Origin of the sequence: Kribbella albertanoniae (assembly GCF_004348455.1) — a bacterium.
GTDB lineage: Bacteria > Actinomycetota > Actinomycetes > Propionibacteriales > Kribbellaceae > Kribbella > Kribbella albertanoniae.
The window spans coordinates 1-19,142 of sequence record NZ_SMKA01000180.1 but is presented as its reverse complement, the minus strand read 5'-3'; the positions used below and the strand labels follow the sequence as shown (position 1 = coordinate 19,142).

The 19,142-nt window shown below is 67.5% G+C and carries 18 protein-coding genes and 1 riboswitch; of the genes, 14 read left to right on the top strand and 4 right to left on the bottom strand.

Annotated features, from left to right (window positions below):
• Positions 1 to 518: alpha/beta fold hydrolase (locus E1261_RS29995; protein WP_132412434.1), on the bottom strand; the 518-nt coding region annotated here is incomplete at its 3' end.
• Between the two features lie 107 nt (positions 519 to 625).
• On the opposite strand from E1261_RS29995, the gene E1261_RS29990 reads away from it, so the two are divergent.
• Positions 626 to 1,309, top strand: a complete 684-nt coding sequence (locus E1261_RS29990) for a TetR/AcrR family transcriptional regulator (RefSeq protein WP_165952700.1) — start codon at positions 626 to 628, stop codon at positions 1,307 to 1,309.
• A gap of 47 nt (positions 1,310 to 1,356) precedes the next feature.
• Here E1261_RS29990 and E1261_RS29985 read toward each other — a convergent pair whose 3' ends face one another.
• On the bottom strand, positions 1,357 to 3,078 hold the full coding sequence (locus tag E1261_RS29985) for a BCCT family transporter (protein WP_132412430.1): 1,722 nt from the start codon (positions 3,076 to 3,078) through the stop codon (positions 1,357 to 1,359).
• A 177-nt stretch (positions 3,079 to 3,255) separates the two neighbouring features.
• Between E1261_RS29985 and E1261_RS29980 the strand changes: the two genes are divergently transcribed.
• The 5 genes from E1261_RS29980 to E1261_RS29960 all read left to right on the top strand — a co-directional run bounded on the left by E1261_RS29980 (position 3,256) and on the right by E1261_RS29960 (position 7,542).
• The gene (locus tag E1261_RS29980) at positions 3,256 to 3,666 is read left to right on the top strand and encodes a VOC family protein (protein ID WP_132412428.1); all 411 of its coding nucleotides are present in this window, start codon (positions 3,256 to 3,258) and stop codon (positions 3,664 to 3,666) included.
• A gap of 211 nt (positions 3,667 to 3,877) precedes the next feature.
• On the top strand, positions 3,878 to 4,258 hold the full coding sequence (locus E1261_RS29975; protein WP_132412426.1) for a hypothetical protein: 381 nt from the start codon (positions 3,878 to 3,880) through the stop codon (positions 4,256 to 4,258).
• 169 nt (positions 4,259 to 4,427) lie between these two features.
• Positions 4,428 to 5,729: an MFS transporter gene (locus E1261_RS29970; protein ID WP_132412424.1), complete on the top strand. Its 1,302-nt coding sequence runs from the start codon at positions 4,428 to 4,430 to the stop codon at positions 5,727 to 5,729.
• A gap of 132 nt (positions 5,730 to 5,861) precedes the next feature.
• Positions 5,862 to 6,482: a class I SAM-dependent methyltransferase gene (locus tag E1261_RS29965; protein WP_132412422.1), complete on the top strand. Its 621-nt coding sequence runs from the start codon at positions 5,862 to 5,864 to the stop codon at positions 6,480 to 6,482.
• Between the two features lie 49 nt (positions 6,483 to 6,531).
• Entirely contained in the window at positions 6,532 to 7,542 is a 1,011-nt protein-coding gene (locus tag E1261_RS29960; RefSeq protein WP_202875153.1) for a hypothetical protein, read from the top strand.
• Here E1261_RS29960 and E1261_RS29955 read toward each other — a convergent pair.
• Both E1261_RS29955 and E1261_RS29950 read right to left on the bottom strand, forming a co-directional pair.
• Positions 7,539 to 8,069 (bottom strand): mycothiol transferase, encoded by a 531-nt coding sequence (locus tag E1261_RS29955; RefSeq protein WP_132412420.1) that lies wholly within the window; start codon positions 8,067 to 8,069, stop codon positions 7,539 to 7,541. The two genes, E1261_RS29960 and E1261_RS29955, sit on opposite strands and share 4 nt — an antisense overlap.
• Positions 8,070 to 8,405: 336 nt before the next feature.
• Positions 8,406 to 9,032, bottom strand: a complete 627-nt coding sequence (locus E1261_RS29950) for a TetR/AcrR family transcriptional regulator (protein ID WP_132412418.1) — start codon at positions 9,030 to 9,032, stop codon at positions 8,406 to 8,408.
• 96 nt (positions 9,033 to 9,128) lie between these two features.
• On the opposite strand from E1261_RS29950, the gene E1261_RS29945 reads away from it, so the two are divergent.
• The 8 genes from E1261_RS29945 to E1261_RS29910 form a co-directional block, all read left to right on the top strand.
• Positions 9,129 to 10,337: a lipase family protein gene (locus E1261_RS29945; RefSeq protein WP_132412416.1), complete on the top strand. Its 1,209-nt coding sequence runs from the start codon at positions 9,129 to 9,131 to the stop codon at positions 10,335 to 10,337.
• 5 nt (positions 10,338 to 10,342) lie between these two features.
• Positions 10,343 to 12,148, top strand: coding sequence for an AMP-dependent synthetase/ligase (locus E1261_RS29940; RefSeq protein ID WP_132412414.1), 1,806 nt, complete (start codon positions 10,343 to 10,345; stop codon positions 12,146 to 12,148).
• The gene (locus tag E1261_RS29935; RefSeq protein WP_132412412.1) at positions 12,145 to 12,969 is read left to right on the top strand and encodes a poly(ethylene terephthalate) hydrolase family protein; all 825 of its coding nucleotides are present in this window, start codon (positions 12,145 to 12,147) and stop codon (positions 12,967 to 12,969) included. Before E1261_RS29940 ends, E1261_RS29935 begins: the two co-directional genes overlap by 4 nt.
• A gap of 119 nt (positions 12,970 to 13,088) precedes the next feature.
• Positions 13,089 to 13,191, top strand: a riboswitch (guanidine-I (ykkC/yxkD leader).
• A 53-nt stretch (positions 13,192 to 13,244) separates the two neighbouring features.
• Entirely contained in the window at positions 13,245 to 14,741 is a 1,497-nt protein-coding gene (locus tag E1261_RS29930; RefSeq protein ID WP_132412410.1) for an amino acid permease, read from the top strand.
• A complete protein-coding gene (locus E1261_RS29925; RefSeq protein ID WP_132412408.1) occupies positions 14,738 to 15,325 on the top strand; it encodes a DUF1989 domain-containing protein in 588 nt (195 codons plus the stop codon). Before E1261_RS29930 ends, E1261_RS29925 begins: the two co-directional genes overlap by 4 nt.
• Entirely contained in the window at positions 15,322 to 15,921 is a 600-nt protein-coding gene (locus E1261_RS29920; RefSeq protein ID WP_132412407.1) for an urea amidolyase associated protein UAAP2, read from the top strand. The genes E1261_RS29925 and E1261_RS29920 overlap by 4 nt, the downstream gene beginning before the upstream one ends.
• A gap of 2 nt (positions 15,922 to 15,923) precedes the next feature.
• Positions 15,924 to 17,846 carry a 5-oxoprolinase/urea amidolyase family protein gene (locus tag E1261_RS29915; protein WP_132412406.1) on the top strand — a complete coding sequence of 641 codons (1,923 nt, stop codon included), beginning with the start codon at positions 15,924 to 15,926 and terminating at the stop codon, positions 17,844 to 17,846.
• The coding region (locus E1261_RS29910) for an allophanate hydrolase (protein WP_132412405.1) at positions 17,843 to 19,142 on the top strand (1,300 nt) is incomplete at its 3' end. The genes E1261_RS29915 and E1261_RS29910, both read left to right, overlap by 4 nt.

The following is a 19,142-nucleotide window of genomic DNA, read 5'->3' as shown; positions in this document are numbered from 1 at the left end:
GTGGTGGGGAGGGTGTCGCCGATCTCGTCGTCGCGGGCTCGCTCGGTGGCGGGGGTCTGGTCGACGTACAGAATCGGGGCCAAGGCCTGGCTGCGTTCGGCAGGGGATAGGCCGGCGATCTGTTTGAGGGTGGTGGCTACTGCGGAGGCCGCGACGGTCAGGTGCGGGACCCCGGAATGGGTGCTGACCAGGATCAGGGACTCGGCCCGGCCGGGATAGCTCAAAGCGAGCTCCTGGGCGATCAGGCCGCCCATGCTAAGGCCGAGGATGTGTGCCCGGTCGACGCCGGCTGCATCGAGGACGGCGACTGCGTCGGTCGCCATCGTGGCGAGGTCGAACGGTTCCGGGGAGCACCCGGTACGCCCCACACCGCGGTTGTCGAACGTGATCACCCGGTAGCCGTGCAGCCCCGGGAGCAAGCGGAACCATGATGTTGATGCTGTCCCCAATCCATTGATCAGGAGCACCGGCTCACCTGCGCCCGTGCTCTCCCACCAGATCCCTGCGGTAGTGCGCATCCAACCCCTCCAGTGGAACGCTTGTTACATTACTCTGAGCATGCATGAGCCTGGTGTCAAGCGCAAATTCTGCTAGCTTATGGATCGATCGTTCTAAGGAAGGTGAGATGCCCTCAGATTCGCCCGCACTGCTGCCGCCACAGCTCGCGGCGGACGGCGCCAAGGGTCGGCTGCTGGCGGCGGCGGTCGAGCTGTTCGCCGCCCGGGGGTATCACGGCGTCTCGGTCCGCGACCTGACCGCGCATCTCGGAGTGCAGCCAAGTTCGCTGTACGCGAAGTACGCATCGAAGGCCGAGCTGTTCAGCGAGCTGGTGTTCCTCGCCAACGAAGAGATCCGGGACCGGATGCGCGCCGGACTCCTGGAAGCCGGGCCGGATCCCGCGGCACAGCTGGCCGCCCTCACCCATGCGAACGTCGAGTTCCACACGGCGTACCCGCTGTTCGCGACGATCGCCCACAACGACTTCGCGATGCTCACCGAGTCCGCCCTGCACCGCGTCGCCGCCAGCCGCAAGGAAGCGATCGACCTGATGCGCGCCGTCATCGACCGCGGCAACGACCTCGGCGCGTTCGACTGCCCCGACCCCTGGACCGCGATCGCCGCCATCGCCGGCTTCGGCATCCGGCTCGCGGTCTGGTACCGGCCGCCGGGCCACACCACCGACGCGACCGCCGGATTCGCGGCCGAGGTCCAGACCTGGATGGGCCCCGATCGCACGATCGAGGATCTCAAGACCACCTACGCGACGTACTCGCTGAGAATCGTCGGCTGGCGTGACCGAACTGACTGAGACTGCCTGGCCCAGTACGGCGATGGCGTCGTACTGGGCTCAGCCGGTCAATCCTTCTTGACGGGCTCCTCGCCGTTGCCGGTGACGACCAGGGAGAAGTCGTCGCCGTGCGTGGTGACGCCTTCGATCACGGCTGCCTCCATGGCCTCGGTGCCCATCGCCTTGCGGAGCATGAGGGGGTCGGTGCGCAGATCCTTGGCGAGCGCCACGGCCAGGCCGACCATCACGAGCGCGAAGGGGAGCGCGGCGACGATGGTGAGATTCTGCAGTCCCTGCAGGGCTTTCGCGCCACCTCCGCCGACCAGGAGCATCACCGCGGCGACCGCGCCGGTGAGCACACCCCAGAACACGACGATGGACTTGCGTGGATTGATTGCTCCCCGCTGCGACAGTGTGCCCATCACGATCGAGGCTGCGTCCGCGCCGGAGACGAAGAAGATCGCGACCAGTACGACGACCACGATCGTGCTCAGCGACGCCAGCGGGAAGTGCTCGAGCAGACCGAAGAGCTGGCCTTCGCTGGTGGACTGGCCGGCGATGTCGACGCCGTTCCGCTGAGTATCGATCGCAGCGCCGCCGAAGACGCAGAACCACACCAGGCTGACCAGCGACGGCACGAGCAGGACGCCGGTGACGAACTGCCGGATCGTCCGCCCGCGGCTGATCCGCGCGATGAACATGCCGACGAACGGCGTCCAGGAGATCCACCACGCCCAGTAGAAGACCGTCCAGCTGGACAGCCAGGTGGACATCGCGTCGCCACCACTGGCCTCGGTTCGGGCGGCCATTTCGGCGATGTCCCGCAGGTAGTCGCCGATCGCAGTCGGGACCAGGTTGAGGATCAGGACGGTCGGTCCGACCACGAACACAAAGGCTGCCAGCACGATCGCCAGCACCATGTTGATGTTCGACAGCCATTGGATGCCTTTGGCAACACCAGACACGGCCGACGCGACGAAGGCAGCAGTCAGTACGGCGATCACTCCGACCAGTACTGCGTTCCCAGTCTTGTCGAGCCAGCCGAGGATCCGCACTCCGGAGCCGATCTGCAGCGCACCGAGCCCGAGTGAGGCTGCCGATCCGAACAGTGTCGCGAAGATCGCGAGGCTGTCGATCACCTTGCCGATCGGCCCCTCGGTCCGCTTGCCGAGCAGCGGCGCGAAGGCCGAGCTGATCAGCTGCGAACGACCGCGCCGAAAGGTGCCATAGGCAATCGCAATGCCGACGACGGCGTAGATCGCCCACGGGTGCAGCGTCCAGTGGAACAGCGTGGTCGCCATCGCCGTCTGCAACGCCGCGTCGGTGCCGCCTTCCACCGTGCCCGGCGGCGGTGCCATGAAGTGCGACAGCGGCTCGCTCACGCCGTAGAACATCAGCCCGATCCCCATCCCGGCGCTGAACATCATCGCCACCCAGGACACGGTCTTGAACTCGGGCTCCTCGTCGTCAGCGCCGAGCGGGATCCGCCCGTACCGGCCGGCCGCCAGCCACAACACGTACACGACGAACCCCGAGGCGAGCAGTACGAACAGCCAGCCGGTGTTCGTCTCGACCCAGGTCAGGGCGGACGTGGACGCCGTACCGAGGCTTGTTGCACTGGCGAATCCCCAGACCACAAAGGCCAAGGCGATCACGGCAGTGACGCCGAACACGATCCGATCGAGCCCGGAGCCGCTACTTCGGCTGCCGGGCGGTGGTGGTGACGCGAGCGCAGGATGCTCGGTTGCGTGGTCAGGGTTTGCTTGCTGGCTGTCGAAATCGATCGCCACAGCTGAATCACGCCTCGCTTCGGCGCGCCTCCACTTTTCACTAGGATCGGATTGGAACTACCTTCCGACCCTTCCGGAGATCGTGGTAAAACGCAACTATCGTGGTCCCGGCCACACCGACGGTCCAGTGACTCTCCCTGGTGCGAACACCCCGCCGTACCCGTGATCTTGGTGTCCATGAGCACCTTTGAACAGCGCATCGAGGCCCTGATCATCCCCGTCACCGACGTCGACGCCGCGCGCGACTTCTACGTGAGCCTGGGCTGGCGCCTCGACGTCACCCCGCCCGGCGTGGTCCAGCTGACCCCGCCCGGCTCGGCCACCTCGGTCCAGTTCGGCGCCGGCATCACCCCCGCCGCCCCCGGTTCCTCCACCGCCTACCTGGTCGTCGAGGACATCGTCACCGCCCGCGAGGCCTTGGTCGCTGCCGGCGCCCCCATCACCGACTACTTCCATCGCACCGCCGAAGGATTCACCCCCGGCCTGGACCCAGAACGCCGTACCTACAGCACCCGAGCCACCTTCACCGACCCCGACAACAACACCTGGATCCTCCAAGAAATCACCACCCGCCTCCCCGGCCGTTAGTGGCCCGTGGCGAAAGTTCTTTGGCGCTTGCGGCGCCCAGGCACGCACCTCGCGGCAGCTGAGGAACAGCCACGATGGAAAAACATCGAGGCCGCCCCTCAGCCACCACGATGCACGCACCTGAACACCGCAATCACTCAAACAACTTCCACCACGGGCCACTAGGGGTTTTTGCTGGACAAACCGGGTGCGGAACGCGGAGCCTGGTGGGGTGCTGAGGGGCGAGGTCGAGGTTGGTACGACGTATTTGGTCGAGGTCCCGCATGTGCTGGAGGGGGACCAGCGGCTGACGTTCGGTGCGCTGCGCGGGGCGACCTTTCCGCTGACGGTGACGGGGTTGGAGGAGTCGGCGGCCGAGGGGGTGCGGTCGGTGCTGAGTTCGACGACGGCGGTGACGTTGACGGCTGCGCAGTGCGTGGAGCTCGGGTTGCCGGAGGGTGATTACGAGATCATCGGGAACCTGCGGACCGCGGACGGTACGCCGATTGTGCTGCCGCGGGTGCAGACGTTGACGGTGCCGGTCGAGTGGCTGGTGCCGTTCACCGATGAGCGGCCGCACGGTCACTGGGACGCCACCGGCTCACTCTGGTAAACCCCATGCCGCTGGACCGTCTCCTTGCTACCCTCGGCCCGTGCCCAAGACAGACACGGTGCGCCTCCGCTAAGAGCGGCGGCGCATAACACCCAGAGCCGTCGCTCCTGGCTTCCCGTCAGGAGCGCCTTTGTGGCGCTCGGAATCTGCTGACTCCGGAGCGCATACCGTGTTTCACCTGTCTGTACGTCACCGTCGGCGCGTACTCGTCGCCGACCTCATCTCCACCGCGGTCTTTCCCCTAGCCATCACCGGCTCAACCGCCGTCATCCCCGCGGCGACCGCCGACCTGTCCGGGCCTGATGCTCTTGGCCCGTGGATCGTTGTCGGCTACAACGGTCTGTTCGCCGCCGCGCTCTTACTGGCCGGCGTTCTCGCCGACCGCACCTCGCGCACGAAGTTCTTTGCTCTAGGCAACATCGTGGTCGCGGTCGCCGGCGTACTCTCTGCTTTCGCGCCAGACCTCGGCACGCTGGTTGCCCTCCGCATACTGGCGGGCGTCGGCGCGGCCATGTGCGCCGCCGGTGGTTCGGCGATGGTGCTGGCCGTCTACCCGCCCGAGGATCGACACCGCGTCTACGGGTACGTCGGCGCCGTACTCGGCACGAGTCTCGCGCTCGGTCCCTTCGCCGCCCAGGGCCTGATGGCGCTGGGTGGCTGGCCGATGGTGTTCGTCGTACCAGCGGCCGTCGCGGGCATCGCCGTCCTGACGTCCATCGGACTACCGAGCCTCCGCACCAACAACCTGCCGAAGGAGTTCGACCTAGCCGGTGCGGTCCTCTTCGGACTGACGATCGCGGCCGCGGTGACCGCCTTCGGGTTCGCCCTACCAGTCTGGGCGACGATCGGCCTGCTCGCCGCCACAGCCGCTGGAACCGCGCTGCTGGTCCGGGTGGAACGCCGTACGGCGGATCCCGCGATCCCACTCGACCTGCTGCGCATCCCGACGTACCGGGCCTATGCGTTGGGGACCGGCGCGTTCATGGGGATCCTGGTTGTCGGCCTGACCGTCCTGCCACAACTCGGCGCACACCTGGGCGCCGGCCAGGTCGGTCTCCTGCTCAGCCTGCTGACGATCCCGTCGACCCTCCTCCCGCTACTCGCCGCCCGCATTGCCCGCCGCTGGGCGGCACCCTTGGTCACGCTTGCCCTCATCATCTGCGCCGGTACCGCCTTCGCCCTCCAACTCACCAAGTCCCCACTCGCCCTCTTCGTCGGCGCCGCCATCCTCGGCATCTGCCTGGGCCTCACCGAAGGCGTCCCCGACGGCCAAGCCCTCAAGCACGTCCCCTACCACCGCGGCGGCGCGGGAGCAGCCCTCTTCAGCACCACCCGCATGACCGTGGAAACCCTCACCCTCGCCGCCGCCACCGGCGCAGCCACGCTCCTCACCCCAGCCGCCGCCCTCATCGTCCCCGGCGCAGTCTGCCTAGCCGCCGCCGCAACCCTCCACCACGCCCGCGACCGCTGACCCCAGCCAGGGGCAACACGGACGGATATCAGTCCGTGTTGCCCCTTATCAGGCCGTATACGAGGGGGAGAAGGGGCAACGCGAGCTGATATCCGGTCGCGTGGTCGGGGTGGAGTGCCTAGCCTCGGGCGCATGGACAACGAGGAGGCCAAGGCGCTGGTACGGCGGGGCTACGACGAACTGTCGGCCCGGTACGACGAGGCGTACGGCAGCGAGACCAAGTACGGCGACTGGCTGCAGGCGCTCCTGACCCAACTCCCGGCCCGCGCCCAGGTCCTCGACCTCGGGTGCGGTTCCGGGGTGCCGGTGGCGAAGGTGCTGGCCGAGGCGGGCCATGTGGTGACCGGCGTCGACATCAGCGAGGTGCAGGTCGCCCGGGCTCGCGAGCGGGTACCCGCAGCGACCTTCCTGCAGGCTGACGCGACCACCCTCGACCTAGCCGCGGACTCCTTCGACGCGATCGTGTCGTTCTATGCGCTCATCCACATCCCGCTGGACGAGCAGGAAGCACTCCTCCAGCGGATCGGCACCTGGCTGCGCCCAGGCGGCAGTTTCGTGGCGACGATCGGCTCCGGCGCGTGGACCGGGGCGGAGGAGAACTGGCTGGGAGGCGACGTACCCATGTGGTGGAGCCAGGCCGACACCACGACCACCTGCACCTGGATCGAGAACGCCGGCCTGGTGATCGACCGCCAGGAGTTCGTGGCCGAGGGGACGAGCGGGCACACGCTGATCTGGGCGCGTCGGCCCTGACCTCGCTAGCCTGAGGGCCTTGAACAACTGACTGCGAGGGGTGCCGCCCATGCCCAGAGCTCTTGCTGTCCTGCTTGTCGCCACGCTTGCCGCGTTGAGCGCCGGTTCGGCTGCTGCGACGACGACTGCCGCGTCCGATCCGGCGCGGGCCGAGTTGCGGGGGATCGTTGAGAACGTTTCCGGCGCTACCGGGAAGCGTTACAACACCAAGGACGACGCCGGTCATGTGATGGACACGGTGAAGATCATCCAGGACTCGACCGGCGGCTATCTTGCCGTCTCGCACCATCTGGCCGCCGACGGGCGCTTCCGGGTGAACCTGGCGACGTCGTCCGATCTCCTCAACTGGCACTGGGTTCGCGAGCTTGCCGGGAGCAACACCGGCCCGGCCTCCCAGCCGACAATCGCGCAGGCGTCGAACGGCGGTTTCGTGCTCGCCTGGGAGCAGGAGCAGCCGGGCGGTGGCAACAACCACCTCGCCTTCCGGTACTTCGCCAATCGCGCGGATCTCCTGGCAGGCAAGGTGAATCGGTCCTTCGACTCACCGCGCCGGCTGTCGTCCTGCGCGGAGGGTACGCCGAACATCTACAGCATCACGCTCGCACCCGATATCGACCACTCGACGATCGACATCGGCGGCCACTACTGGTGGAACTGCGACCGCGACCGCCAGCAACGCGGCACCCTGCAGAACTTCAACTCCTGGACCACCGCAGCCCAGCCGAACTTCGACAACGCCTTGCTGCACTGGGGTGTCGGCGGCAACATCGGCGACCGCGACCAGACCACCTTCCGCGGCTACACCTTCGGCCTGATCGAAGGCCAGTACACCAAGGGCGACTTCGGTTCCTGGCGCACCTTCGTCTACGACTACCAAACCGGCAACGCCGACCGCACCACGATCCGCACCAACGCCGGCAGCACAGCCTTCGCCAACCCCACCATCACCGCCCTCAAAGCCCCCAACGGCCAGAACGCCTTCGTCATCACCCTCTTCATCCCCAGCGAAGGCGCCGCCCCCGGCGAATCCGGCCAACTCATCTACTACCAGACCTACTAGCCAGGATCGTTACCCCGCAGCCCGTCGACAGCCTCCCGCAGTACGTCGGCATGCCCAGTGTGCTTGAGGTATTCCTCGAGCAGGTCGATGAGGATCCGTCGCCGACTGGTGATCCAGTCGGGGTCGCCCTCGTCGATCTCCACATCGAGATCGACAGCCAACTCCGCCCAGGTCGCCCGCGAGCGCTCCACAATCCCGTACCAGAGCGCGTACAGCTCCTGCGGATCATCGGTGACCGCAGACTCCCAGCCCCAGTTGTCGTTGGCGACCCAGTCCCGCACATCCCACGGCGTACCGATCGGCTGTTGAGCCGCGCGAGCCGTGAAGCCTGCCTCGACGAACGACATGTGCTTCACGAGACCGGCCAGGGTCATCGTTGACGGCGAATGCTGCTGCCGAAGCTGCGAGGCGGTCAATCCGCCGGTCTTCCAGGCGAACTGCCGGCGCGCCCGGTCCACGGCGAACTGCAGCATCTCCGCCTCACCCCCACGCAAGCACTCGGTCAGCGGCAGATCTCTCCACTCCATCACGCCTCCTCGCAGCCGGTCCCACGATCCTCCCAAGAACAGGACGTATACGCCTACTACCCGCTGCCGCCCCGCTCACCGCCCGCACTCCTGGCGCTCAGCACACGTATACGTCCTGTCCGTACGGCGACTGGCGTACGCCGACCGCCGACCGCCAGCTCCGCACGGGCCGGTACGACGTTGAGCACGGTTCGGCCATTCGCGCGGTCCGGAGGTGGTTGATCGGTGCTCAAGGTGAGGGGGTCGGGGGACCTTGGGCACGGTTCGACCATGCGGTGGGGTGTCAAATGGTTGGTGGGTGCTCAAGGTGGCGCGATCTCGGGTCGAACCGAGGGGTCAGACCTGGCGGGTGATGGAGGCGAGGATGAGGGCTTTGGCTTCGGCGGCTATTTCGGGGGTGGGGTAGCGGGCGGCGTGGTTCTGCCATTCGCGGAGCAGGCCGGTGATGGCGCCGACGATCATGATGGCGGTGAGGCGGAAGTCGCGGCGGGGGGCGAAGCCGGCTTCGGCGGCGCGGTCGGCTTCGCGCTCGATCAGGGTGCTCCAGCGGCCGACCCACTCGACGTGCAGGGCCTCGACGGCGGGGCTGACGCCGACCGCCTCGACGTAGTTCAGGCGGGCGAGTCTTGGGTCCGAGGTGACTGCGCCCAGGTAGACGTCGATCAGGATGTCGATCCGTGCGGCCGGGTCGGTGGTTTCCAGGGTGGTCAGCACGTGGCTGACGTGGTCGTGGGCGAGCTGGTTGGTGCGGACGTACAGCTCGAGGAGCAGCGCTTCCTTGGTGTCGAACTCCTGGTAGAAGCCGCGGTTCGACATCCCGGCCGCCGCGCACAGGTCGGTGATCTTGGTCTGCTGATAGCCGGTCGACGTGAACAGTTCGACCCCCGCCGCCAGGAGCCGCTCACGGCGTTCCTCCCGGCGCCGGGTCAGCGGCACCCCGCCATAGCTCCGCTCTGCAGACACCCAACCTCCAAAGATCCAGGGGATTGTCACAGCCTATCCCGACCCCTATATTCGGGTAATCCTCGTTACCACTATCCCGCCCCGGAGGTAACCATCGTGATCCGCAGCCTCGTCACCGGACTCGCCGTCGCCGGCCTGTCCTGTGCGGTCGTCGTGCCCGCCTCGGCCGACGACCGCCCACCGACCCCGCAGAACGACCCGTTCTACACGGCACCCTCCCCGCTGCCGAACGTCCCAGCCGGTGACGTCCTCAAGACCCGGAAGGTCGATCTGTACGTCGACATCCTCCGGCTCTTCCCCGTCCCGACCCGCGCGGACCAGGTGCTCTACCGCTCCACCTCGGCCACCGGTACGCCGAACGCCGTGTCCGGCACGATCATCACCCCGCTCACCACGTGGCCGGGTCCGGGGAAACGCCCGGTCGTGGCCTACGCGATGGGCACCCAAGGCCTTGGTGATCAGTGCGCGCCGTCGTACCAGATCCGCACCGGTACCGAGGTCGAGGTCGCGTTCATCGCGCAGGCGATCACCAAGGGCTGGGCCGTCGCGCTGACCGACTACGAAGGACTCGGCACGCCGGGAACGCACACCTACGCGACTGCGAAGTCCGAGGGACGTGCGCTCCTGGATGTGGCCCGCGCGGCCACGCGCCTCCCCGCCGCCGGGCTGGATCCGACCGCGCCGATCGGCGTCTTCGGCTACTCCCAAGGCGGCCAGGCGGCAGCCGCGGCGGCCGAACAGGCGGCGTCGTACGCGCCGGATCTCAAAGTTGTCGGTACGGCGACCGGCGGGGTGCCTGCCGACCTCGACCTGGTTGCCGCGAGCAACGATGGTGGCATCGGATTCGGCCTGGTGGCCGCTGCCGCGATCGGCCTCGCGACGGCGTACCCGGAGGTTCCGCTGGACAACGTGCTCACGACACAAGGCAAGGAACTGTTCGCCAAGATCAAGCAGGCTTGCGTTGCCGAGATCGCACTGCTGGCGCCGGGCCGGAGGCTGAACGACTTCACCACAGTTCCCAACGTGATCAAGGATCCGCGCTGGCAGAAGCGCCTCAACGAGAACCTGCTCGGCAACGTCAAGCCGTCCGCGCCGGTCTACCTCTACCACGGCACCGCTGACGAGCTGATCCCCTATCAAGGCGCCCAGCAGCTGAAGGCCCGCTACTGCGCAGCCGGCGCCACCCTCGAATGGCACGTGATCCCACTCGGCGGCCACGTCGTCACAGTCTCGCTCTGGGGAACGAACGCCCTGAACTGGCTGGGTGACCGCTTCCAGAACCGCCCCGCAAGAACCTCCTGCTGAAGACCATGAACGACACGGTGATCGACCTGGTACGCCGGAACGCGGCCGACCACGGTGACGTGATGGCAATCGTCGACGGCGACCGGCGGTTGACCTGGGCCGAGTACGAACGGGAAGCCCAGGCGATCGCCCTCGTCCTGCTGGACCTCGGGATCGAGCCCGGTGACGTGGTCGGCCTGCAACTGGTGAACCGGGCCGAACACGTCCTGGCCGATGTCGGCGCAATGCTCGCCGGCGCGACCCCCTCGTCGTACTACAACACCCTCGCCGCCGAGCAGCTCGCCTACGTGGCAGCCGACTCGGCGTGCAAGGTCTGCATCGTCGACAGCGAGTTTCTGCCTACCTGGCTGGCGATCAAGGACAGCCTGCCGGAGCTCCGGACGATCGTAGTCATGGGATCGGCGCCGAAAGGTGTGCTGTCGTTCGAGGTACTGACAGCAGCAGCCCAAGCCTCGCTCCCGGACCGCGTCGCCGAGATCCACGAGGCAGCGGCGAAGGTCCACCCCGACGACCCGGCGACGATCATCTACACCTCCGGTACGACGGGACCGCCGAAGGGCACGCTCGTCACCCACGCCGGCATCTGCACGGTCCTCGATGGCATCCTCACCCGTGTAGCCAAGGATCTCGGCGCGATCCCCGAACCCGGCCGCGCCCAAGTCTCCTACCTCCCGCTCGCCCACCTGGCCGAGCGGATGATCACCCACTACCTCGGTACGGCGCTCGTCTCGACCGTCACGTATGTCCGGGACCTGCGTCTGCTGGCCGAGAACCTGCCGACCATCCAGCCGCACGTCTTCCTCGCCGTACCGCGCGTCTGGGAGAAGCTGCTCGGTGCCGTCACCGAGCGAACCGTCACCGAACAATCCCCGGTACGGCGGGCGCTGCTCCGGCGCGCGATTGTCGTGGCGCGGGAGTTCGGGCGGGTCCGGTTCGGCACGGGGGCCGGACCGGGCCTGCGGGTCCAGCACGCGGTGTTCGAGCGGCTGGTCTACCGGAGTATCCGCCGCGCACTCGGACTGGACGAGATGCTGGTCGCGGTCAGCGGCGCAGCGCCGATCTCGCAGGAGGTGCTGGTCTTCTTCCGCGGGATCGGTGTGACGATCGTCGAGGCATACGGGATGACCGAGACCTCCGCCGTCCTGACGCTCAACTCGTTGAGCGAACCACGCCTCGGCACGGTCGGCCGCGCACTGCCCGGCGTCGAACTACGCCTGGCCGACGACGGCGAACTGCTGGCCCGCGGTCGAATCATTTCCCCCGGCTACCTGAACCGCGCGGACGCGAACGCGGACACCTTCATCAACGGCTGGCTGCACACTGGCGACCTCGGCCAGATCGATGCCGACGGCTACCTTTCGATCGTCGGCCGTAAGAAAGAGCTCATCATCAACGCGGCCGGCAAGAACATCTCCGCCGCCAACGTCGAGCAGGCCCTCTCCTCAGCCTCGGACCTGATCGGATCCGTCTACGTCCACGGTGACAACCGGCCCTATTTGGTTGCCCTGATCACCCTTGATCCCGGCTGGCGCCAGTGGTGCACAGCACGCCACATCGAGGTGACCAGTCCGGCCGACGCTGCCCAGCATCCCGCCGTACAGGCTGAGATCGAGCACGCGGTCCGGGCCGGCAACGATCGGCTGTCGCGGGTCGAACAGGTGAAACGCTGGACGCTGTTGGATTCCCTTTGGGGCACAGATTCCGGCGAGCTGACGCCTACGCTCAAACTCAAGCGCTCGGTGGTGCGGGACAAGTACGTCGACGCGCTCGACACCCTCTACGATCCAGAGCGATCAAAGGAGCTCAAGTGAAACGCCTGCTCGCCGTTGTCGTCACAGCCGCCGCTCTGCTCGTCAACCTGACGCCGGTCGCCCAGGCCGCTGGTTGCCCATCGGTCAACAAGAACTGGGCCGGCCCCGGTCCGTACGCCGTGACCTCGGCCTCCAACGGACAGGGCACCACGATCATCCGGCCGGCTCAACTCGGCACGCTCGGGTGTGCCAAGCACCCGGTGATCCTGTGGAGCAACGGTGCGGCCGCGACAGTCTCGACGTACCAGCCGTTGTTGGAGCACTTCGCTTCGCACGGGTTCATCGTGGCCGCGGGTGAAGGGCGTTCCAGCTCTGCGGCGCCGCTGCTGGCTGGGCTCGACTACCTGACGACACAGAACGGTACGGCGGGGAGCGTGTTCGCGGGCAAGGTCGATCTGGCCCACGTCGGGGCGACCGGTCACTCGCTCGGTGGTGGCGCAGCCGTCGGCGCGGGTGCGGATCCGCGGGTGGACACGGTGGCACCGCTCGAGGGCGGTCCGTTCAACGACCCGGCGAAACTACACGGTCCGGCCCTGTACTTCGCAGGTCAGGCGGACATCATCGTGTGGCCGTCGGTTGTGCACGACCGGTACGCGCAGAGCAGTCACGTGCCCGCGATCTACGCCGAGCTGAAGGGCGCCGATCACTTCGTGGTGAGCCCCGACGGTGGGCAGTTCCGTGGCGCGATCACGGCCTGGTTCCGCTTCTGGCTGCTCGGCGACGAGCAGGCCAGCGCCGAATTCTTCGGTCAGTCCTGCACCAACTGCACGTCACCCATCTGGTCCAAGTTCGAACGCAACGCCAAGGCCACCGCGCTCTGATCTCCCAGGGTCCTCTCCGATCTGAACGGATGGTGAGAGAAGTCGTTTACCTGGTTGCAACAAGTGAAGAGTGTTGCTGAAACCGTTGGGTTCTGAACTGGAACAGACCCGCCGGGACGGCGGGGCGCCCCTAGGGTTCCGCTGCCGATTCCGGTGGGTCTGGTCCGAGAGGGGAGACGGCGCTTCGGCGCCGTTCCACGGCGGGACAAAAGCCCGGGAGGCCGCGAGGCCCGGGCATGCCGTGCGCGTTCCGGGCCGACTCGACGGAGGCCGGAATGTCAGCACCCTCTGATGTACTCACCGCCCCAGCAGATGATCTGAGCCGTTTCGGCTACGCCCAGCAGTTGTCCCGACGGGTCGGCAGCTACGCGTCGTTCGCCGCGGGCTTCTCGTTCGTCTCGATCCTGACCACGGTCTTCCAGCTGTTCGGCCTCGGCTTCAGCTTCGGCGGTACGGCGTTCTTCTGGACCTGGCCCGCCGTACTGGTCGGGCAGTTGATGGTCGCGCTCTGCTTCGCCGAACTGGCCGCCCGCTTCCCGCTCTCCGGGGCGATCTACCAATGGGCGCGCCGCCTCGGCGGGGCGGTCGTCGGCTGGTTCGCGGGCTGGACGATGGTGATCGCGCAGACCATCACGCTGGCCGCCGCGGCGATCGCCTTGCAGGTGGTCCTGCCCGCGGTCTGGTCCGGGTTCCAGTTGGTCGGCACCGACCCCGCGTTGTCGTCGAAGGACGGCGCCACGAACGCCGTCGTACTGGGCTGCATCCTGCTCGTCGCGACCACGATCCTGAATGCGACCAGCGTGCGGATTATGGCCGTGGTCAACTCGGTCGGCGTCACCTTGGAGCTCGTCGGCGTGGTGCTGATCATCATCCTGCTGACCAGCAAGGCCGAGCGCGGCCCCTCCGTCGTACTGCACACGACCAACCTCGACAGCACCACCGGGTACGTCGTTCCGTTGCTGATCTCGGCGTTGATGGCGGCGTACGTGTTGGTCGGTTTCGACAGTGCGGGCGAACTGGCGGAGGAGACGCACAAGCCGCGCGCGACCACGCCTCGGACGATCATCCGCGCGGTCGTTGCCTCCGGCATCGGTGGCGCGTTCCTGATCATCGCCGCGCTGATGGCCGCGCCCTCGGTGACCGACGGCGACCTCGCCACCCAAGGTCTGCCGTACGTGCTGACCAGCAGGCTCGGCACGACCACCGGCAAGCTCCTGCTGCTCGACGTCGCGCTCGCAGTTTGCGTGTGTACGCTGGCGATCCAGACCGCAGCAGCACGGATGATCTTCTCGATGGCCCGCGATAACGTGCTGCCCGGATCGGCCGTGCTGCGCCGCGTCTCGCCACGCACTGGCACCCCGGTCGCGGCGACCGTCGTACCGGGCGCCCTGGCCGCGCTCTGCCTGGTCGTCAACGTGGGCAATGCCGGTTTGTTCCTCGGTCTGACCAGCGTCTGCATCATGCTGCTCTACATTGCATACCTGCTGGTCACCACGCCCATGCTGGTACGGCGCCTCACCGGCAACGGCTTGCCCGGCGGAACCGATGAGGACGGCCGACCGCTGTTCTCGCTCGGCAGGTTCGGAGTGATCGTCAACTTCGTTGCCGTCGGCTACGGACTGGCGATGGCGATCAACCTCGGCTGGCCGCGTGCGGAGGTGTACAACCCGGTGCACTACCTCCCGCTGATCACCCTGGCCGTCGTGGGGATCGGTGGCGTGATCGCCTACCGCTTCCAGCGGAAGGCCTACCACCAGGCGGTGGCGGCGTGAAACACGACATCCCTGGGGACGCGGCCTGGTCGGTTCCGGTGCGGGCCGGGCGCGCAATCACGCTGACCGCGCTGGCCGAAAACGCCAACGCCTCGATGCTGATCATCGGGTCCGACCGCCTCGACCGGCTGAACATCCCGGACACCTTGAAGTCACAGATGACGGCGCGAATCCACGCAGGTCTGGTGTTGATGTCGGACCGCGGTCTGGCCCTGGCCACGGTGACCGCGTCAACCCTCGACTGGCACGACTGCCTGACCGGCTCCATCCCGAGCCCGCTTCTCCTGCTGGAGCTGGCAAAACACGGCCTCAGCGAAGCCGACCTCCACGGCTCCATCAACTTCTTCACGAAGGTCGGGATCGACGCCGACGCCAGGCTGGCGTTCGTCCCGGGGCACGCGACGGTTGGAGCCAGCGTGACGCTTCGGGCCGAGCAGGACTTGCTGGTGTTCATCTCGACCGCGCCTCACGTGTTGGCGACGACACCCGCGGGAGGCGTCGGCGTACAGATCGGTGCGGCGGAGGCTGGTGGTCCGGCAGGTTTGCGTCCGGAAGCCCTGCGTGCGTTGGAGTTGGTCCGATGAGCGCGCTGGATCAGATTGTCGAGCCCGGTGCGGGTGCCTTGCTCACAGTCCCGGCCGGCGGTCGGTTGCGGATTGTTGATCTGCACGGGAATCAGGCGGTCGACACGTTGTTCTACGACGCGCACGACATCGACAACCGGTACTCGGCCTTCGACACGATCCGCGCCCAGCAAGCCGTCTACCTGACGACCGGATCGCGACTGATGTCGACCCGTGGTGACGAGCTGGGGATCATCTCCGACGACACCTGCGGACGCCACGACACTGTCGGTGGTGCGTGCTCGCAGGAGAGCAACGTCATCCGGTACGGCGGCCACACCCGGCACCAGCACGCCTGCCGCCAAACCTTCCTCACCCTCGGCGCGCACGCCGGCATCGGCCAACGGCAGCTGACGCACAACGTCAACTTCTTCATGAACGTCCCTGTCACCCCTTCCGGTGAGCTGAAGTTCGACGACGGGCTGTCCGCGCCCGGCCGGTACGTCGAGGTGACGGCGAGCCGTGATCTCTTGGTACTGATCAGCAACTGCCCGCAGATCAACAACCCCTGCAACGGCTGGAACCCGACCCCGGTGCAGCTCCTGGGCTGGTGGTGACGGTGGCCGTCATCACGGTGCTGAGTCCTGGCCTGCAGACGACCGTGCAGGACTTGGCCGGACGGCCAGGGCTGTGGGATGTCGGCGTACCGCCGTCAGGTGCGGCCGATGAGCTCACCTTTGCCCTGGTGAACGCCGCGGTCGGCAATCCATCGAATGCGGCCGGGCTGGAGTGTGTGCAGACCGGTCCGGTGCTGACCTGTGACGAGGATCGGCTGATCTGCGTCGGAGGTGCGGCCCGGCAGGCGACGATCGACGGCTGGCCGGTGCGGCCCGGGCTGGTGGTCATGCTGCCGGCCGGCGCAGTCCTGGATCTCGGTCCGCTGGACGGGATGCGCGGGTATCTCGCGATCGAGGGCGGACTCGACGTACCAGCGGTTCTCGGTAGCCGATCCACCTTCGTGCTCGGTGGGTTCGGTGGTCAGGACGGCCGCCCGCTCGCGGCCGGTGATCAGTTGCCCTTGGGGCGTCGGGAGAACCTGCTGAGCCCGGTGAACGTCGAGTTGCCGGTGATTACGGACAGCTGGCAGGTGCGGGTGATCCCAGGACCGCACGGTGCGCCGGACCATCTGACGGCTGACGGTGTCGAGGCGTTCTTCGGGACCGAGTGGATCGTCGACCATCGGTCCGATCGGACTGGTATCCGGCTGGCCGGTCCGTTGCCCGGCTGGGCGCGGAGCGACGGTGGTGAGGCCGGGCTGCACCCGTCGAACGTGCACGACTCGGCCTATCCGGTCGGCGGGATCATGCTCTCCGGCGACACCCCGGTGATCGTCGGCAAGGACGGGCCGTCGCTCGGCGGGTTCGTCGTACCGGCGGTGGTGATCGAGGCCGACCGCTGGATGCTCGGGCAACTGCGACCTGGAGACCGGGTCAGATTGTTGCCGGTGGCAATCGAGGATGCCACCGCTGCGATGGTGACACGGCGAAGGTGGCTGGCGGATCTGCGGCAGGAGTCGTTGCCTGCTGCCACAATCCCCGGTACGGCGGCTCGGCCCGACGTACTGCATGCATCGGATCAGTACACGATTCGGTGTGCTGGGGAACGGCATCTGCTCGTCGAAGCTGGCTCCGCGGAACTCGACCTCACCGTCCGGGTGTGGATCCACCTGCTCGCGGAGGCGTTACGCGAGCATCGGCCTCCTGGTGTGACCGAGATCGTTGAGGGCGTTCGATCGTTGTTGGTTGCCCTGGACACCTCGCGACTGGGTCCGGTCGACCTGGCCGAACACCTTGTGCAGCTGGCTGAAAAGCTGGCGGATCCGGAGACCGTCGTACTGCCGGCTCGTGAAGTGACGTTGCCGATCGCGTTCGACCATCCGGAAGCGCATGAGGCGATGCGCCGGTATGCGACCTCGGTCCGGCCGGATGCGCCGTGGTGCCCGGACAACGTCGAGTTCATCCGGCGGGTCAACGATCTGGACGAGCGCGATGAAGTGTTCGAGATCGTGCAGCAGGCGACGTACCTGGTGGTCGGGCTGGGCGATGTCTACCTCGGGGCACCGGTCGCGGTGCCGATCGATCCGCGGCATCGGCTGGTGACCACGAAGTACAACCCGGCCCGCACCTGGACGCCACAGAACGCTGTCGGGATCGGCGGGATCTACCTGTGTGTGTACGGCATGGAGGGTCCTGGTGGGTACCAGTTGGTCGGGCGGACCGTGCCGGTGTGGAGACTCGGTGACGAGCGGCCGTGGCTGTTGCGGCAGTTCGACAAGATCAGGTTCACGCCGGTGAGTGTGGAGCAGTTGGCCCACGAGCGGGCCGAGATCGCGGCCGGACGGGCGGACCTGACGGTCTCCCCGGCCACCTTCTCGATCGCCGACGTGCGCCGGATCGAGCGGGAGGCGCCAGTGGACATCGCGACTCTGAGGGCACGGCGCCGGGCGGCGTTCGATGCGGAACGGGCAAGGTGGGGAGCATGAGCAACGCGGAATGGATCACCCGGGTGGACCCGGTCGAGCCGCAGCCCGGACCGCTGCGCGGGCTCACGATGGCGCTCAAGGACAACATCGACCTGGCCGGTGTCCCGACCACCGCCGGTGATCCGCGCAACGTCGTACCGGCTGTGGCCAACGCGTTCGTGGTCGACCGCCTGATCGCGGCCGGCGCCGTACCGCTGGGTAAGACGAACCTGGATCAGTACGCGACCGGCCTGGTCGGCACGAGGTCGCCGTACGGTGCCTGTCACTCGGTCTTCTCGGCGGAGCACATCTCGGGTGGATCGAGCTCGGGGAGCGCGGTGGCGGTCGCGACCGGTCAGGTCGACTTCGCGCTCGGCACGGACACGGCCGGGAGTGGTCGGGTGCCGGCCGCGTTCAACCGGCTCGTCGGTATCAAGCCGTCCCGCGGTCTGGTGTCGGCGCGTGGTGTCGTTCCGGCCTGTCGGTCGCTCGACTGCGTGACCGTGATGGCGCGGTCGGTCGAGACGGCTCGGCGCGCGTTCGAGGTGATGGTCGGTTTCGATCCGGACGACGCGTGGTCGCGGCGATACGAATCGCTGCCGCACAGCCGGCCAGGTCGTGCGGGTCCGCCGGTGATCGGCGTACCGGATCTCGATCTGGATCTCGATCCGTTGTACGAGAAGGCATGGCAGCAGATGCTCGGCGAAGCCCATCGGCTCGGGGAGGTCGTCCGGGTCGACATCCGCCCGTTGCTCGAGGCAGCAGACCTGCTGTACTCCGGGCCCTGGCTGGCCGAACGCTGGCTGGCGTTCGGGGACAAGCTGGACGACGTACCCGAGGTCGACCCGACGGTACGGCGAATTGTCCGGGGCGGCTCGGAGCTGACCGCGTCGGCGGCGTTCGCCGGTTTTGATCGGCTCGCCACTTTAGCCCGGGCGAGCGAGCCTTTGTGGACTGGGATTGACGCGCTGTTGTTGCCGGTGGCACCCAATCACCCGACCCTTGCCGAGGTGGCCGCCGACCCGATCGGCACGAACAGCCGGCTCGGTCGCTTCACCAACATGGTCAACCTGCTCGACCTCTGCGCAGTCGCCTTCCCCGGGCCGGACCGCGCCGACGGCCTGCCCTTCGGCGTCCAGCTGATCGCCCCAGCCGGCCACGACCACCTGCTGATCGACCTCGCCGCCCAATGGACCGACGAGGTCCTGCTGGCAGTAGCCGGCGCCCACCTCACCGGTCAGCCGCTCAACCCCGAGCTGGTACGACGCGGTGCGCGACTCGTCGAGTCGGCCCGGACCGCATCGACGTACCGGATGT

Coding starts and splice junctions, on each gene's coding strand:
- E1261_RS29940 (WP_132412414.1), top strand. CDS start 10,343: ATGAACGACACGGTGATCGACCTGGTACGCCGGAACGCGGCCGACCAC.
- E1261_RS29965 (WP_132412422.1), top strand. CDS start 5,862: ATGGACAACGAGGAGGCCAAGGCGCTGGTACGGCGGGGCTACGACGAA.
- E1261_RS29960 (WP_202875153.1), top strand. CDS start 6,532: ATGCCCAGAGCTCTTGCTGTCCTGCTTGTCGCCACGCTTGCCGCGTTG.
- E1261_RS29990 (WP_165952700.1), top strand. CDS start 626: ATGCCCTCAGATTCGCCCGCACTGCTGCCGCCACAGCTCGCGGCGGAC.
- E1261_RS29955 (WP_132412420.1), bottom strand. CDS start 8,069: ATGGAGTGGAGAGATCTGCCGCTGACCGAGTGCTTGCGTGGGGGTGAG.
- E1261_RS29930 (WP_132412410.1), top strand. CDS start 13,245: ATGTCAGCACCCTCTGATGTACTCACCGCCCCAGCAGATGATCTGAGC.
- E1261_RS29920 (WP_132412407.1), top strand. CDS start 15,322: ATGAGCGCGCTGGATCAGATTGTCGAGCCCGGTGCGGGTGCCTTGCTC.
- E1261_RS29980 (WP_132412428.1), top strand. CDS start 3,256: ATGAGCACCTTTGAACAGCGCATCGAGGCCCTGATCATCCCCGTCACC.